This is a genomic window from Pseudomonas sp. BAY1663 (assembly GCF_000582595.1).
Classification (GTDB): domain Bacteria; phylum Pseudomonadota; class Gammaproteobacteria; order Pseudomonadales; family Pseudomonadaceae; genus Stutzerimonas; species Stutzerimonas stutzeri_AF.
Genome location: NZ_AZSV01000006.1, coordinates 58,442 through 74,245, shown reverse-complemented (window position 1 = coordinate 74,245; position 15,804 = coordinate 58,442). Strand labels below are relative to the sequence as shown.

Below are 15,804 nucleotides of genomic sequence, written 5' to 3'. Positions count from 1 at the left end.
ATAGCACGGGCTTGAGGAGTGTGCTAAAAAGGTCCCGCGATTGGGTGCAGCCCATCGATGGCAGGGCCTGCGGCGCACTGACATAACGATAAACTACGACTCACCGAGGCGATGGTAGGGCGAAATGGAACAGCACTCCGAGGGCTTGAAGGTCATGGTGATCGACGACTCGAAAACGATTCGTCGCACCGCTGAAACCCTGCTGAAGAAAGTAGGTTGCGATGTCATCACCGCAGTGGACGGTTTCGATGCGCTCGCCAAGATAGCGGACACTCATCCCCGCATAATCTTCGTCGATATTATGATGCCGAGGCTGGATGGTTATCAGACCTGCGCCCTGATCAAGAACAACAGTTCCTTCAAGTCGACGCCGGTGATCATGCTGTCCTCCAAGGATGGCCTGTTCGACAAGGCGAAAGGGCGTATCGTCGGCTCCGACCAATACCTCACCAAACCGTTCAGCAAAGAAGAGCTGCTCGGTGCGATCAAGGCGCACGTGCCGGATTTCGCACCGGTGGAGCAAGCATCCTGAAGTTCGGCATAGTGTGCCGCTGAAGCCTTCCTATGGAGAAAACATGGCTCGCGTTCTGATTGTTGATGATTCGCCGACCGAAATGTACAAGCTCACCGCCATGCTGGAGAAGCACGGTCACGTGGTGCTCAAGGCCGAGAATGGCGCCGATGGCGTCGCCCTGGCCCGCCAGGAGAAACCGGACGCGGTGCTGATGGATATCGTCATGCCGGGTCTGAATGGCTTCCAGGCCACCCGCCAGCTGACCAAAGATGCGGAAACCAGTCACATTCCGGTGATCATCGTCACCACCAAGGACCAGGAAACCGATAAGGTCTGGGGCAAGCGTCAGGGCGCCAAGGATTACCTGACCAAGCCGGTGGACGAGGCGACGTTGCTGAAAACCCTGAATGCCGTTCTGGCAGCTGACGCCGGGGTAACCCAAACTCGGACAAAGGGACATGGCCAGCATGGCTGACATGCAAACGCCGTTTCAGCGATTGCTGGAGCTGGACAACCGTTGCCGCGCACTCGCGGCAGGCCTGCCTTCTCAGCAGGAAGCCGTACAGACCTGGGGAGGGATCGGTTTTCGCATGGGGGGGCGGCTGTTCGTCGCGCCGATGGGGGAGGTTGGCGAGATTCTGCACGAGCCTCGCTACACCCTGCTGCCTGGCGTCAAGAGCTGGGTCAAGGGTGTCGCCAACGTGCGTGGCAGGCTGCTGCCGGTGATGGATCTTTGCGGCTATTTCGGCCTGGAGCTGTCGCCGTTGCGCAAGCAGCGGCGGGTGCTGGTGGTCGATCACCAGGAAGTGTTCGCGGGCCTGACCGTCGACGAGGTCTTCGGCATGCAACATTTCCCGGTGGAGACCTTCTCGGAGCAGTTGCCTCCGATCGAGGCGTCGATCCAGCCGTTCATTCATGGTGTGTTCCAGCGCGAGCAACCCTGGCTGGTCTTCAGCCCGCACGCGCTGGCTACGCATCAGGCGTTTCTGGACGTCGCTTTTTGAGTTGTAGGTGGGGTCGACCGAGGTCGGCCTTTTGGTTCTTGGATGGAAGCGCACGGAGGTCCAGGCGGGGGCCGGATAATGAAAAGAATGAATGCAAATGCTTTGTTGAGCGGTGTACGCAGCACGACGCTGACCACCGGTCTGTTCATCGTGCTGATCGTTTCGATCGTGCTGCTGTTCGCGAACTTCGCGTACGTCAACACGCAAGCGGACCACGATAACGAGTACATCGCTCACGCGGGAGAGCTGCGCGTTCTGTCCCAGCAGATCGCCAAGGACGCCGTGGAAGCGGCGGCGGGTACCCAGGAGGCATTCGCCTCGCTGAAGCAGGCCCGCAACGAGTTCGACCAGCGCTGGGGCTATCTCTCGCAGGGCAACGAGAGCATCGGCCTGCCGGCCGTGCCCGAGTCGCTGAGCACCGAGGTCAACGCGGTGGAGCAGGACTGGAACACCCTGCGTCGCGACACCGACGCCATTCTCGCCAGCGAGCAGACCGTTCTCTCGCTGCATCAGGTGGCCAGCACCCTGGCCGAAACCATTCCGCAGCTGCAGGTCGAGTACGAGGAAGTCGTCGACATCCTGCTCGAGAGTGGCGCCCCGGCGGCCCAGGTCTCGGTGGCCCAGCGTCAATCGCTGCTGGCCGAACGTATTCTCGGCTCGGTGAACAAGGTGCTGTCCGGCGATCAGGACTCGGTACAGGCCGCGGACATGTTCGGTCGCGATGCCAGCCTGTTCGGCCGCGTATTGAACGCGATGATCGAGGGCAACGTGGCGATGGGCATCACCGCGGTATCCGACGCGGAAGCGCGGGACCGGCTGGCCGAGATCGCCGAGCTGTTCCAGTTCGTCTCCGGCTCGGTGGACGAGATTCTCGAAACGTCGCCGGAGCTGTTCCAGGTCCGCGAATCGGCCAACAGCATCTTCGAGGTTTCGCAGACGCTGCTGGACAAGACCTCCGCCCTGTCGCAAGGCCTGCAGAACCGCGCGGACGCCCGCTATCTCAATACCATCCTCGGCTACGTGCTGGGCGCGCTGGCATTGGCCTCGATCATCCTGATCGGCCTGGTCATGGTTCAGGAGGCGCGTCGCCGCCTGAGCGAGACCGCCGAGAAGAACGAACGCAACCAGGCCGCGATTCTGCGTCTGCTCGACGAAATCGGCGACCTCGCCGACGGTGACCTGACCGTGGCCGCGACGGTGACCGAGGACTTCACCGGTGCGATCGCCGACTCGATCAACTACTCCATCGACCAGCTGCGCGAACTGGTTGCCACCATTAACCAGACCGCCGTCCAGGTATCGGGTGCCGCCCAGGAAACCCAGGCGACCGCCATGCACCTCGCCGAGGCATCCGAGCACCAGGCGCAGGAAATCGCCGGCGCTTCGGCGGCGATCAACGAGATGGCCGTCTCCATTGACCAGGTATCGGCCAACGCCGCGGAATCGTCGGCGGTAGCGGAGCGCTCGGTAGCCATTGCCAACAAGGGCAACGAGGTGGTGCACAACACCATTACCGGCATGGACAACATCCGCGAGCAGATCCAGGACACCTCCAAGCGGATCAAGCGTCTCGGCGAATCGTCCCAGGAGATCGGTGACATCGTCAGCCTGATCAACGACATTGCCGACCAGACCAACATCCTCGCCCTCAACGCGGCGATCCAGGCCTCCATGGCCGGTGACGCGGGTCGCGGCTTCGCGGTGGTAGCGGACGAAGTACAGCGCCTGGCGGAACGTTCCTCGGCGGCGACCAAGCAGATCGAGGCACTGGTCAAGACCATTCAGACCGACACCAACGAGGCGGTGATCTCCATGGAGCAGACCACCTCGGAAGTGGTGCGTGGGGCGCGTCTGGCCCAGGACGCCGGTGTGGCGCTGGAAGAGATCGAGAAGGTATCCAAGACACTCGCGGCGCTGATCCAGAACATCTCCAACGCGGCGCGCCAGCAGGCGTCGTCCGCCGGCCACATCTCCAACACGATGAACGTGATTCAGGAGATCACCTCGCAGACTTCCTCGGGTACCACCGCTACCGCCAAGAGCATCGGTAACCTGGCGAAGATGGCCAACGAGATGCGCCATTCCGTTTCCGGCTTTACCCTGCCGGATGCTCAGGATCAGGCCTGACTTGACGAGCGCGGCAGTCGCTGAAGGCTGCCGCCGATGATCATGCGCGAGGGGCAGGGCATGCAGCCGAGGTTTGACTGGGCATTGGAGCCCTTGGCCGATATGTCGCCGGCGGAATTCCATGACTGGCAGGCGCTTCTCGAAGAGCGCTCCGGCATGGTGGTCAGCGAGCGCAGGCGCACGTTTCTGCAGACCAATCTGAGCGCGCGCATGCGTGAAGTCGGGGTGCGCGATTACGCTAGCTACTATCGTCAGGTTACCTCCGGCCCGCGCGGGGCGGTGGAATGGTCGACGCTGATGGACCGACTGACCGTGCAGGAGACGCGTTTCTACCGCCATCCGGCATCCTTCGAACTGCTCGAAGGCTACCTGCGCCAGCGCCTCGAACAGGGCGCGCTGGAGCGCCCCTGGGCGCTGTGGAGCGTGGGCTGCTCGAGTGGCGAGGAGACCTACTCGCTGGCCATCACCGCCGCCGAGGTGTTGCGCGATGGCGAGGCTGCCGGCCGCTTCGGCGTCACCGGTACCGACATCAGCCTCAGCGCCCTGGAAAAGTCGCGCGCGGCGGTCTATGGCGCGCGCCGGCTGGAACAGGTGGCGACGGGCTTGCGCGAGCGCTATTTCCAGCCGCTGCTGCCCGATCGCTTTCAAGTCTTGCCCAGCCTGGCCGCACGCGTGTGCTTCGCCAGGCTCAACGTGCTGGAGCTGGCGAATGCGCCGCTTTCCGGCATGGACGTCATTTTCTGTCAGAACCTGTTGATCTACTTCCGCCGCTGGCGTCGCCGCGAAATCCTCAACCGCCTGGCCGAGCGCCTGGCGCCGGGAGGTCTGCTGGTGATCGGGGTCGGTGAAGTGGCTGGTTGGCAGCATCCGGAGCTGTTGCCGGTGGCCAACGATCAGGTTCTGGCCTTTACCCGGAAAAGTTTATGAGCGGAGTCGCTATGGGTGATCGGCATGATTATGTCGCCCTGGAGTGGGTGAAAGGCGAGATTGCCGAAACGCTTAAGCAGGCGCGTCAGGCGCTGGAAGCCTTCGTCGAGAATCCGCAGGACTCGACCCGGATGCGCTTCTGCCTGACCTATGTGCATCAGGTCCATGGCACTCTGCAGATGGTCGAGTTCTTCGGTGCGGCACTGCTCGCCGAGGAGATGGAACAGCTGGCACAGGCGCTGCTCGACGAGCGCGTGGCCAACCAGGCCGAGGCGCTCGAGGTGCTGATGCAGGCGATCCTGCAGATGCCGGTCTATCTGGACCGCATCCAGAGCGCGCGCCGCGACCTGCCGATGGTGGTGCTGCCGCTGCTCAACGACCTGCGGGCCGCCCGTGGCGAGAAGCTGCTTTCGGAAACCAGCCTGTTCTCGCCCGACCTGTCCGGGCGCACCCCGGCATTGCCGAGCGAGTCGGTCGAGCGCCTGCGTACCGAGGGCTTGCCGGTGCTGCTGCGCAAGCTGCGGCAGATGCTGCAGGTCGCCCTGGTGGGGGTGATCCGCAACCAGGAGCTGCCGACCAACCTGGGCTACATGGCCCGCGTCTTCGCCCGTCTGGAGATGCTCTGCAAGGACGCGCCGCTGGGCGCCTTGTGGCAGATCGCCTCGGGCATGGTCGAGGGCCTGGCCAGTGGTGGCGTGGCCAACGGCACCTCGGTGCGCACGCTGTTGCGCCAGGTGGACAAGCAGCTCAAGCGTCTGGTCGAACAGGGCGCCGATGGCCTCAATCAGGCCGCGCCCGACGAGCTGATCAAGAACCTGCTGTTCTATGTCGCCAAGGCCCCGGGGCAGACGCCGCGCATCCAGGCATTGAAGGCTCACTACCGGCTCGATGACGCGCTGCCCGACAGCGCCGTGGTCGATCAGGAGCGCGCCCAACTGGCGGGACCCGACCGTGGCGCGATGCGCTCGGTGGTGGCCGCGCTGTGCGAGGAACTGGTTCGGGTCAAGGACAGTCTCGACCTGTTCGTGCGCAGCGATCGCAAGGTCATCGCCGATCTGGCCGGCCTGGAAGTGCCGCTCAAGCAGATCGCCGATACCCTGGCGGTGCTCGGCTTTGCGCAACCGCGCAAGATCGTGCTCGACCAGATCGCCCTGGTCCAGGCACTGGCCCAGGGGCGGCGCGAGCCCGACGACGCCGTGCTGATGGATATCGCCGGGGCGCTTTTGTATGTCGAGGCGACGCTGGCCGGCATGGTCGGCGGGCCAGCCGAGGAGCGCAACGAAGACAGCCACCTGCCGACCACCGATGTGGCGCAGATCCACCAGCTGGTGATCCGTGAGGCGCGCACCGCTCTGGAGCAGGCCAAGGACGCGATCATCGAATTCATCGCCTCGCAATGGAATCACGAGCACCTGGCCCGGGTGCCGGAACTGCTCACCCAGGCCCGCGGCGGTCTCGCCATGATCCCGCTGGAGCGTGCTGCGGCATTGCTCGGCGCGTGTAACGGCTACATCCAGGAACAGCTGCTGGCGCACCAGGCCGTGCCCGACTGGCAGAGCCTGGATACGCTCGCCGATGCGATCACCAGCGTCGAGTATTACCTCGAACGCCTGAGCGAGGACTGCGGTACTCAGGGCGACCTGATCCTCGACGTCGCCGAGGAGAGCCTGCAGAACCTCGGCTATTCCCTGCGCGATGCGCAGCTGGCGCCAGCGATGCAGCCCTTGGCCGCTGCCGGGCTCGACGATCCGCTGGAAGAGATCGAGGTATTGCCCGAAGAGCTGGAGCCTGAGCCGAGCGGCGAGGCGTTCGAGTCAGCCGCCGCCAGCGAAGCGGAGCCGGCGTTTTACGCCGAGCCGGAAATGCCGTTCGAAGCGGCGGCTTTTCCGGTCGATGCCCAACCGGCGACTGACCTGGCCGACGAGTCGTTCGAGGAAGAGATCGTTTTCAGCCTGCCCGAGGAGCCGCAGGCCGAGCGGCCAGGCATCGCCGAAGCTGCCGCGCCGGCTGAGCCCGACGAGCCGGCGCTGGCTGACTGGAGCGAGGCGCAGTTCGCCGAGCTCGAGCTGCCGGAAGTCACCCTGCCAGCCTTCGCCGAGCCGGAGCCCACGCAGCCTGCAGACGCCGAGCCGACGATCAGCCTGGAACAGGTCATGGCCGCCCCGGTTGCGGCGATCAACCCGCCGGCCCAGGACGTCCCGCCGAGCCTGTTGCCGCCGCCTGCCGACGAGGAGCCGGTCGACGAAGACCTGCTGGATGTCTTCATCGAGGAAGCCGCCGAGGTTCTGGAAACCATTGCCGAGCACCTGCCCGCCTGGGTCGCGAACCCCGAGGACAAGGACGCGCTGGGCGAGGTACGCCGCGCCTTCCATACGCTCAAGGGCAGCGGCCGGATGGTGCGGGCACTGATCATCGGCGAGCTGGCCTGGTCCATCGAGAACCTGCTCAACCGCGTGCTGGATCGCAGCATCGAGCCCGCCGAGCCGGTCAAGCAGGTGGTGAAGGATGTCGTCGCGCTGATGCCGGAGCTGGTCGAGGAATTCGCCGCCAAGGCCCAGCGCCAGCGCGACGACGTCGACCGCCTGGCCGCGATGGCACATGCCTTGGCCAAGGGACAGCCGATCCAACCGCCGCCGGCCGGCACAGTGCCGTCCAAACCCGAGCAGCCTGGTGCTGGTGCGGCGGTGTCCGACGAGGATGCGCTGGACCCGCAACTGCTGGAGATCTTTCGCAACGAGGCCGAAGCGCACCTGAGCACGCTGGTCAGCTTCCTCGCCGATTGCGCGCAGCGCCTGCCGCAGCCGGTGACCGACGCCCTGCAGCGCGCCCTGCATACGCTCAAGGGCAGCGCGCACATGGCCGGCATCCTGCCGATGGCGGAGATCGCGATGCCACTGGAGAAGATGGTCAAGGAGTTCAAGACCAACCTGATCCAGATGGACCTGGCCGAAGCCGAACTGCTGCACGACGCCGAACAACTGCTGCGCCAGGGCCTGGCCAATCTCGAGCATGAGCCGCTGGCGCCGATCGCGGGGGCGGCCGCATTTCTCGAGCGGGTACATGCCCTGCATCAGGCCCGTCTGGCCGAGGCCGGCGCACGCAAGGAAAACGAGACCGGCGAGACGCGCGATCCGAGCATGATCGCCCTGTTCCTCTCCGAGGGCATGGACATCCTGCTGGATGCCGAGAACCTGCTGCGCAGCTGGCGCGAACACCCTGCCGAGCGTCAGGAGCTCTCCGCATTGCTGCAGGAGCTGACCACGCTCGGCCAGGCGCGCGGATGGCCGATCTGCCGCAGATGGATGCACTCTGCCAGGTGTTGCTGCGGCTGTATGCGGTGGTCGAGGAGGGGCGCCTGGCGGTCAGCGAGCGCTTCTTCGATGACGTCCAGCAGGGCCATGAGGCGCTGGTCGGCATGATGGACCAGGTGGCCGCGGCGCTGCAGGTCAGCGAGCAGGCGGAACTGGTCGCTCGGCTGGAGGCATTGCTCGATGAGGCGGTCGATCCGCTGGCGCTCGAGCAAGAGATGCTGGAAGAACTGCAACCGGCTGCCGTCGAGGCCCCCTTGCCGATGGCAGACTCCTTGGCCGAAGCCGAAGCCGAAGCCGAAGCCGAAGCCGAAGCCGAAGCCGAAGCCTGGCCGGCCACCGAGGCCTCCGCTGCCATCGATGACGACGAAGAGGATCTCGACCAGGAAATGGTGGAGATCTTCCTCGACGAGGCCGTCGACCTGATGGAAAGCGCGGGGCACGCACTGGACCGCTGGCTGGCCGACCCGGCCAACCAACTGGCGCTCTCGTCGCTGTTGCGCGACCTGCATACCCTCAAGGGTGGCGCGCGGATGGCCGGCATCCGACCGATCGGCGACCTGGCGCACGAGCTGGAGTCGCTCTACGAGGGGCTGTCCGACGGCCGCTATACGCATTCCGCACCGCTGGCTGCGTTGCTGCAGCGCAGCCACGATCACCTGGCGCTGCAACTCGATCAGTTGCAGCGCCAGCAGCCGATGACCAGCGCCGGCGAGTTGATCGAGTCGATGCGCGCCTTCCGCCAGGGCGTCATGTCGACGTTCGACGCCGTCGACATGGGGCGAGCCGAAGACGCCGCGCTGCCCGAAATCAGCGAGTCGGGCGAGCCGGACGCAGCCGGGATCGTGGATGCTCCGGCCGAAGCCGAAGCCGAAGCCGAAGCCGAAGCCGAGCTCGACGAGCCGCTGCCGGAGTTCGGCTCCTTGGAACTTTCAGCGATCGATTTCGACGAGGTGGCGCCCGAAAAAAAAACGGTGGACGATCAACCGCCGGTGATTGACCTTGCGCCGGCGCCCGCCGAGGCCGAGCCGGCGGCGGATGGCCAGGTCGGGTTGCAGGCGGTGCCGGACGAGCGTGACGCCGAACTGGTGGAAATCTTCCTCGAGGAAGGTTTCGATCTCATCGAAAGTGCCGCGGGCGGTTTGCAGCGCTGGATGGCCGATGTCGACAACAGCCTCGAGCTCGAGGCGCTGCAGCGCGATCTGCACACCCTCAAGGGTGGTGCGCGAATGGCCGACATCCGCGAGATCGGCGACCTGGCCCATGAACTGGAGTATCTCTACGAGGGGCTGTGCGCCGGCAACTATCGCGCCAGCCCCGAGCTGTTCGGCCTGCTGCAGGCGTGCCAGGACCGCCTGGCCGAAATGCTCGAGGCCGTGCGCGACCAGCAGGCCGTACCCGCCGGCGATGGCCTGATCGAAACCATCCGCCGCTTTCGCAGCAACCCCGACGAACGACTGAGCATGCCCAGCAGCGTTTCACTGAAGGCGGCCCAGGACGACGCCCAGCCGGCCGCCGAGGCGGAGATCCTCGACATCTTCGTCGAGGAGGCGGATGACCTGCTGGAGGAAATGGAGTCGGCCCTCGGGCGCTGGGATGCCGTGCGTGACGATGCCGCGCCGCTGGGTGACATGCTGCGCGTCCTGCATACCCTCAAGGGCGGTGCGCGGCTGGCCGGGCAGAGCGCCCTGGGCAACCTGGCGCACGATCTGGAACAGCGCCTGAGCGAGGCGCAGCTGCAAGGCGCGCCCTGGCCGGACAGCCTGTTCCTCGACATACAGCAGGGTTACGACGCGCTGCTCAAGGACGTCGAACAGCTGCGGGCGAGCCTCGCCGTGGACGGCGCCGATGAACCCATGCAGGCGCCTGCCGAGCCGGAGCCGGCGCGTCCGAGCGCGCCGCCGGCGCTGCAGCAGCCGATCGTCGCGGTCAGCACCCAGTCCGCGCCGACCAGTACGCCGGCCAAGGTACTGCCGTTCATCCGCCGGGCACAGCAGGCCGCTCAGGAGGCCGCCGCGCGGCGCGCACCGCAGGAACTGGTCAAGGTCCCGGCGGAATTGCTCGAAGGGCTGGTCAACCTCGCCGGCGAGACCTCGATCTTCCGGGGCCGCGTGGAACAACAGGTGAGCGACGTCGGCTTCACCCTCGGCGAGATGGAAGCCACCATCGAGCGTGTACGCGATCAGTTGCGCCGGCTGGATACCGAGACCCAGGCGCAGATCCTCAGCCGCTACCAGGCCGAAGCCGAGCGGGCCGGCTACGACGACTTCGATCCGCTGGAAATGGACCGCCACTCGCAATTGCAGCAGCTGTCGCGGGCGCTGTTCGAGTCGGCTTCCGACTTGCTCGACCTGAAGGAAACCCTGGCGGCGCGCAACCGTGACGCCGAAACCCTGCTGCTGCAGCAGGCTCGGGTCAACACCGAGCTGCAGGAGGGCCTCATGCGCACGCGCATGGTGCCGTTCGAACGGCTGGTGCCGCGGCTGCGGCGGATCGTTCGGCAGGTCGCCGGCGAGCTGGGCAAGCAGGTCGAGTTCCTCGTCGGCAATGCCACCGGCGAGATGGACCGCAGCGTGCTGGAGCGCATCGTCGCGCCGCTGGAGCACATGCTGCGCAACGCGGTGGACCACGGCATCGAGTCGGTGGAGCGCCGCCGCGCCGCCGGCAAGCCCGAACAGGGGCGCATCCGCCTGGATCTGGCGCGCGAGGGTGGCGATATCGTCCTGACCCTGGCCGATGACGGGGCCGGTATCAACTTCGACGCGGTACGCCGCAAGGCGATCGAGCGCGGGCTGATGACCGCCGATAGCGATCTCACCGAGCACGAGGTCCTGCAGTTCATCCTCGAGGCCGGCTTCTCCACCGCCGAGCGGGTCACGCAGATCTCCGGCCGCGGCGTCGGCATGGACGTGGTGCACTCGGAGGTCAAGCAGCTCGGCGGCTCGATGAGCATCGAGTCGACGCTGGGCCAGGGCACCCGCTTCCTGATCCGCCTGCCGTTCACCGTGTCGGTCAACCGCGCGCTGATGGTCTATTCCGGCGAGGACCTCTATGCGATCCCGCTGAACACCATCGAAGGCATCGTGCGGGTCTCGCCCTACGAGCTGGAAGCCTACTACCAGCCCGGCGCGCCGCGCTTCGAATATGCCGGGCAGGCCTACGAGCTGCGCTACCTGGGCGAGCTGCTGAACAACGGGCAGAAGCCCAAGCTGGTCGGGCAGAGCCTGCCGCTGCCGGTGATCCTGGTGCGCTCGAAGGAGCACAGCGTCGCGGTGCAGGTCGACAGCCTGGCCGGCTCGCGGGAAATCGTGGTGAAGAGCCTCGGCCCGCAGTTCGCCGGAGTCCACGGCATTTCCGGCGCGACCATCCTCGGTGACGGGCGCGTGGTGGTGATTCTCGACCTGCTGGCGACCATCCGCGTGCTCCATGCGCACCTGCTGACGCAAATGCAGCAGCCGCGCCTGCTCGACCAGGCGCCGGAGGCCGTCGAGGTGGAGAGCGAGCGGCCGACGCTGGTCATGGTGGTGGACGACTCGGTTACCGTACGCAAGGTCACCAGCCGCCTGCTGGAACGCAACGGCATGAACGTGCTGACCGCCAAGGACGGGGTCGACGCCATTACCCAGCTGCAGGAGCGCAAGCCGGACGTCATGCTGCTGGATATCGAGATGCCGCGCATGGACGGCTTCGAAGTGGCCACTCTGGTACGCCACGACGAGCGCCTCAAGGACCTGCCGATCATCATGATCACCTCGCGTACCGGCGAGAAGCACCGCGATCGGGCGCTGGGCATCGGCGTCAACGAATACCTCGGCAAGCCGTACCAGGAGTCGCTGCTGCTCGAGACCATTCAACGGCTGGTCAAGAGCGATGACTGAAGCCATGGCCGCTCGCATCGCGGTCCTCGCCGACACCTCGCTGCAGCGCCATGTGTTGCAGCAGGCGTTGAGCGCCAATGGCTACCAGGTCGTGCTGAACAATGACCCGGGGCGCCTGGAACCGGCGGACCTGGACGGCACCGAGGCCGACCTCTGGCTGGTCGACCTGGCGCAGACCGAGGATTCGCCGCTGGTCGATGCCTTGCTCGAGCGCGACCGCACGCTGGTGCTGTTCGGCGAGGGGCACGCGCCCGAACGCAACTCGGAGCATTATCCGCGCTGGGAGCGGCGCCTGTTCGGCAAGCTCAAGCGGCTGGTCGGCGATTCCACCCATGCGGTGGGGCCGTCTCGAAGTGCTGAAGGGCGAGGCACAGCGCCCCGCCCGGCTGGAATTGCCGCGGGCGCTGGCCGGCAGCGAATCGCAAGCCGGTGCGCCCGCGGCCCAGGTCTGGCTGCTGGCCGCCTCGCTGGGGGGGCCGGAAGCGGTCAAGGCTTTTCTCGATGCCTTGCCCGGGGGGCTGCCGCTGGGTTTCATCTATGCCCAGCATATCGAGGCCAGCTTCGAGTCGGCCTTGTCCCAGGCGGTCGGGCGGCACAGCCAGTGGCAGGTCCGGCAGGTGGGTACGGACGAGCCGGTGCGTTGTGGCGAGGTGATCATCGCGCCGATCGGCGAGGAACTCTGTTTCGCCCCCGATGGCAGCCTGCGGCTCAGCGGTCGCTGCTGGCCGGAGCCCTACAGCCCCTCGATCGATCAGATGATGCTCAACCTGGCCCAGCAGTTCGGCGAGCGCTGCGGCGTCATCGCATTCAGCGGCATGGGCAGCGACGGTAGCGCTGCCGCCGCCTACGTCCTGCGCCAGGGCGGGCGGGTCTGGACCCAGCGCGCCGATTCCTGCGCCTGTTCCAGCATGCCTGACACCCTGCGCGAAGGGGGCTACAGCTCGTTCAGCGGTAGCCCGCGCGAGCTGGCGCAGGCCCTGGTCATTCATCTCGCGAAGCAGGCCGCTCCGGTCGCCGCGCTCCTCGAACAGGATATTTCATGAGCCAATCGGTTGTTTCCCAGGATAGCCAGAGCAGTCTCACCGGGTTGCTGGTGCCCCTGTCCGATCGCACCCTGCTGCTGCCCAACGTGGCGGTAGCCGAGCTGATTCCCTACCGCGCGCCGCAGGCGGCGCAGGGGGCGCCGGCATGGCTGCTCGGCCAGGTGCAGTGGCGCGACCTGAGCCTGCCGCTGCTGTCCTTCGAGGCGGCTTCCAGCGGTCAGCCGGTGCCGGTCGGCAATGGCGCGCGGGTCGCCGTGCTCAACGCGATCGGCGGCCGCGAGCACGTCAAGTTCATCGCTCTGCTGGTACAGGGGATCCCGCATTCGATCAAGGTCGACGACAGTCTGGCGCGGGCGGAGGCCGAGCTTGCGCCGCTGGAGCTGGACGCGGTGAACCTGGGCGATGTGCAGGCACGGATTCCCGACCTGGTCGGGCTCGAGCAGAAACTGGCGGATGCCGGGCTGATCTGAATCCGCCTGTTGGGGTCATGTGGGTCGGTTGGCGCTGGGGGTGGGGACCGACGTGAAGGCGTTGGGCTTCGTCGCTGCGCTCCCCAGCGGAACGCCGCCCGCCCCAACCTACATGCCCGGCCCAACCTGCACTCTGATTCCGCCTGTCGGTGCCACGGGTAGGTTGGCGTTGAGCGCAGCGAAGCCCAACAAGAATTGGCGTGAGGCTGCATGCCCCGAGGTCTGGTGGTCTCTAGAAATCGCCCCACAACTGCTGCGCCACGCTCAGCGCCACCACCGGTGCCGTCTCGGTACGCAGCACCCGCGGGCCGAGGCGGGCGGGGTGGAAGCCGGCTGCACCGGCGCGTTCGACCTCGGCATCGCTCAGGCCGCCCTCGGGGCCGATGAGGAACGCCAGCGTCTGCGGCCTGGCATGACTCGCCAGCGGTGCGGCGACCGGATGCAGCACCAGTTTCAGTTCCGCTTCGACACTCAGCCAGTCGTCGAGGGTGCGTGGCGCATGGATAACCGGTAGTACCGAGCGGCCGCACTGTTCGCAGGCGCTGATGGCGATCTGGCGCCAGTGCGCCAGGCGCTTGTCGGCACGCTCATCGTTCAGGCGCACCTCGCAGCGTTCGCTGACGATCGGGGTGATCTGCGCGACGCCCAGTTCGGTCGCCTTCTGGATGGCCCAGTCCATCCGCTCTCCACGCGACAATCCCTGCCCGAGGTGGATTCGCAGCGGTGACTCCGGCTGGCCGGGCAGCTGTTCCTGCAACTCGACGACCACCAACTTCTTGCCGACGTCGGTGAGCACGCCGCGGAATTCGCTGCCGCTGCCGTCGAACAACTGCACCGCGCAACCGGCGGCCAGCCGCAGCACCCGGCTGATGTAGTGAGCCGCTGCTTCGGGCAGCGGGTGCTGGCCGAGGGCTAGCGGGGCATCGATGAAGAAGCGAGAGAGGCGCATAAGGGCAGCTGTAAGCGGCAAGTTGGAAGCGGCAAGTCTAAAGCATCAGTGGACCGGCTCGCAGGCCGCATTTCTTGAAGCTTGCCGCTGCCGTCAGCCCGGATCCCGAAACCCCGGATACCGGCCGGCCGGTACCGCCACGCTCACCGTCTCGCGGGTCGCGATGTCGATGCCTTCGCTGGCAACCTCGGCGAGGAAATCGATCTGTTCCCCGGTGATGCAGTAGGGCGGCAGGAAATACACCACGCTGCCCAGCGGGCGCAGCAGGGCGCCGCGCTCCAGGGCGTGCTGGTAGACCTTGAGGCCACGTCGCTCCTGCCAGGGGTAGGGGGTGCGGCTGGCCTTGTCCTGGACCATCTCGATGGCCAGCGCCATGCCGGTCTGGCGCACCTCGGCGACCTGCGGGTGCTCGGCCAGGTGCGCGGTGGCGCTGGCCATGCGTGCGGCCAGCGCCTTGTTCGCCTCGATGACGTTGTCCTCGGCGAAGATGTCCAGCGTCGCCAGCGCCGCGGCGCAGGCCAGTGGGTTGCCGGTGTAGGTGTGCGAGTGGAGGAAGGCGCGCAGGGTCGAATAGTCGTCGTAGAAGGCCTGGTACAGCCGGTCGGTGGTGAGTACCGCGGCCATCGGCAGGTAGCCGCCGGTCAGCGCCTTGGACAGGCAGAGGAAATCGGGGGTGATGCCGGCCTGCTCGCAGGCGAACATCGTTCCCGTGCGGCCGAAGCCGACGGCGATCTCGTCATGGATCAGGTGCACCTCGTAGCGGTCGCAGGCTTCGCGCAGCAGCTTGAGGTAGACCGGATGGTACATGCGCATGCCGCCGGCGCCCTGGATCAGCGGCTCGACGATGACCGCGGCGATCTCCCGGTGATACTCGGCCAGGGTGCGCTCCATGTACGCGAACATGGCGCGCGAGTGCTCTTCCCAGCCCATGCCCTCGGGCCGCAGGTAGCAGTCCGGGCTCGGCACCTTGAAGGTATCCAGCAGCAGCGGTTTGTAGGTGTCGGTGAACAGCGCGACGTCGCCCACCGACATCGCTGCGACGGTTTCGCCGTGGTAGCTGTTGCTCAGGGTGACGAAGCGCTGCTTCTCCGGCCGGCCGCTGTTGCGCCAGTAATGGAAGCTCATCTTCAGCGCGACCTCGATGCCGGTCGAGCCGTTGTCGGTATAGAACACCCGTTCCAGTCCGGCCGGCGTCAACGCGACCAGCCGCTCCGACAGCTCCACTACCGGCTGGTGGCTGAAGCCGGCGAGCATCACATGTTCCAGTTGATCGACCTGATCCTTGATGCGCTGGTTGATGCGCGGGTTGGCATGGCCGAAGACGTTCACCCACCAGGAACTGACTGCATCCAGGTAGCGCTTGCCGTCGAAATCCTCCAGCCACACGCCCTCGCCGCGGCGGATGGGGATCAGCGGCAGCTGTTCATGGTCCTTCATCTGGGTGCAGGGGTGCCAGAGCACGGCGAGGTCGCGTTGCATCCAGCTGTCGTTCAGGCTCATCGTCGCTCCTTTGCAGTGTGTCGGCGCAGCCTAGCAGAAGTGCGCCGCCGCGATTGAGTTGGGCAGTTCCTATCGGCTAGTTCG

10 protein-coding genes and 1 pseudogene are annotated in these 15,804 nt (G+C 66.2%); 9 read left to right on the top strand and 2 right to left on the bottom strand.

From position 1 onward, the window contains the following. Nucleotides 1-124 precede the first annotated feature (124 nt). The 9 genes and pseudogenes from pilG (at nucleotide 125) to BAY1663_RS03410 (ending at nucleotide 13,271) form a co-directional block, all read left to right on the top strand. Nucleotides 125-532: a twitching motility response regulator PilG gene (gene pilG / locus BAY1663_RS03445; RefSeq protein WP_003282729.1), complete on the top strand. Its 408-nt coding sequence runs from the start codon at nucleotides 125-127 to the stop codon at nucleotides 530-532. A gap of 43 nt (nucleotides 533-575) precedes the next feature. Next, nucleotides 576-989: a PleD family two-component system response regulator gene (locus BAY1663_RS03440; RefSeq protein WP_051497060.1), complete on the top strand. Its 414-nt coding sequence runs from the start codon at nucleotides 576-578 to the stop codon at nucleotides 987-989. Next, the gene (locus tag BAY1663_RS03435) at nucleotides 982-1,518 is read left to right on the top strand and encodes a chemotaxis protein CheW (RefSeq protein ID WP_037038021.1); all 537 of its coding nucleotides are present in this window, start codon (nucleotides 982-984) and stop codon (nucleotides 1,516-1,518) included. The genes BAY1663_RS03440 and BAY1663_RS03435 overlap by 8 nt, the downstream gene beginning before the upstream one ends. A gap of 78 nt (nucleotides 1,519-1,596) precedes the next feature. Further along, a complete protein-coding gene (locus tag BAY1663_RS03430; protein ID WP_037037970.1) occupies nucleotides 1,597-3,645 on the top strand; it encodes a methyl-accepting chemotaxis protein in 2,049 nt (682 codons plus the stop codon). 60 nt (nucleotides 3,646-3,705) lie between these two features. Then, entirely contained in the window at nucleotides 3,706-4,572 is an 867-nt protein-coding gene (locus BAY1663_RS03425) for a CheR family methyltransferase (protein ID WP_037038020.1), read from the top strand. A gap of 11 nt (nucleotides 4,573-4,583) precedes the next feature. Then, nucleotides 4,584-7,991 carry an Hpt domain-containing protein gene (locus BAY1663_RS25790; protein WP_371257578.1) on the top strand — a complete coding sequence of 1,136 codons (3,408 nt, stop codon included), beginning with the start codon at nucleotides 4,584-4,586 and terminating at the stop codon, nucleotides 7,989-7,991. Beyond that, on the top strand, nucleotides 7,988-11,758 hold the full coding sequence (locus tag BAY1663_RS25785; RefSeq protein WP_371257579.1) for an Hpt domain-containing protein: 3,771 nt from the start codon (nucleotides 7,988-7,990) through the stop codon (nucleotides 11,756-11,758). The genes BAY1663_RS25790 and BAY1663_RS25785 overlap by 4 nt, the downstream gene beginning before the upstream one ends. Then, nucleotides 11,751-12,801, top strand: a pseudogene (locus BAY1663_RS03415) (chemotaxis protein CheB). The gene BAY1663_RS25785 and the pseudogene BAY1663_RS03415 overlap by 8 nt, the downstream one beginning before the upstream one ends. Then, the gene (locus BAY1663_RS03410; RefSeq protein ID WP_037037969.1) at nucleotides 12,798-13,271 is read left to right on the top strand and encodes a chemotaxis protein CheW; all 474 of its coding nucleotides are present in this window, start codon (nucleotides 12,798-12,800) and stop codon (nucleotides 13,269-13,271) included. The pseudogene BAY1663_RS03415 and the gene BAY1663_RS03410 overlap by 4 nt, the downstream one beginning before the upstream one ends. 232 nt (nucleotides 13,272-13,503) lie before the next feature. On the opposite strand, the gene BAY1663_RS03405 is transcribed toward BAY1663_RS03410, so the two are convergent. Next, nucleotides 13,504-14,220 (bottom strand): 16S rRNA (uracil(1498)-N(3))-methyltransferase, encoded by a 717-nt coding sequence (locus BAY1663_RS03405; protein WP_037037968.1) that lies wholly within the window; start codon nucleotides 14,218-14,220, stop codon nucleotides 13,504-13,506. A 93-nt stretch (nucleotides 14,221-14,313) separates the two neighbouring features. Then, a complete protein-coding gene (locus tag BAY1663_RS03400) occupies nucleotides 14,314-15,720 on the bottom strand; it encodes an adenosylmethionine--8-amino-7-oxononanoate transaminase (RefSeq protein ID WP_037037967.1) in 1,407 nt (468 codons plus the stop codon). Nucleotides 15,721-15,804 lie beyond the last annotated feature (84 nt).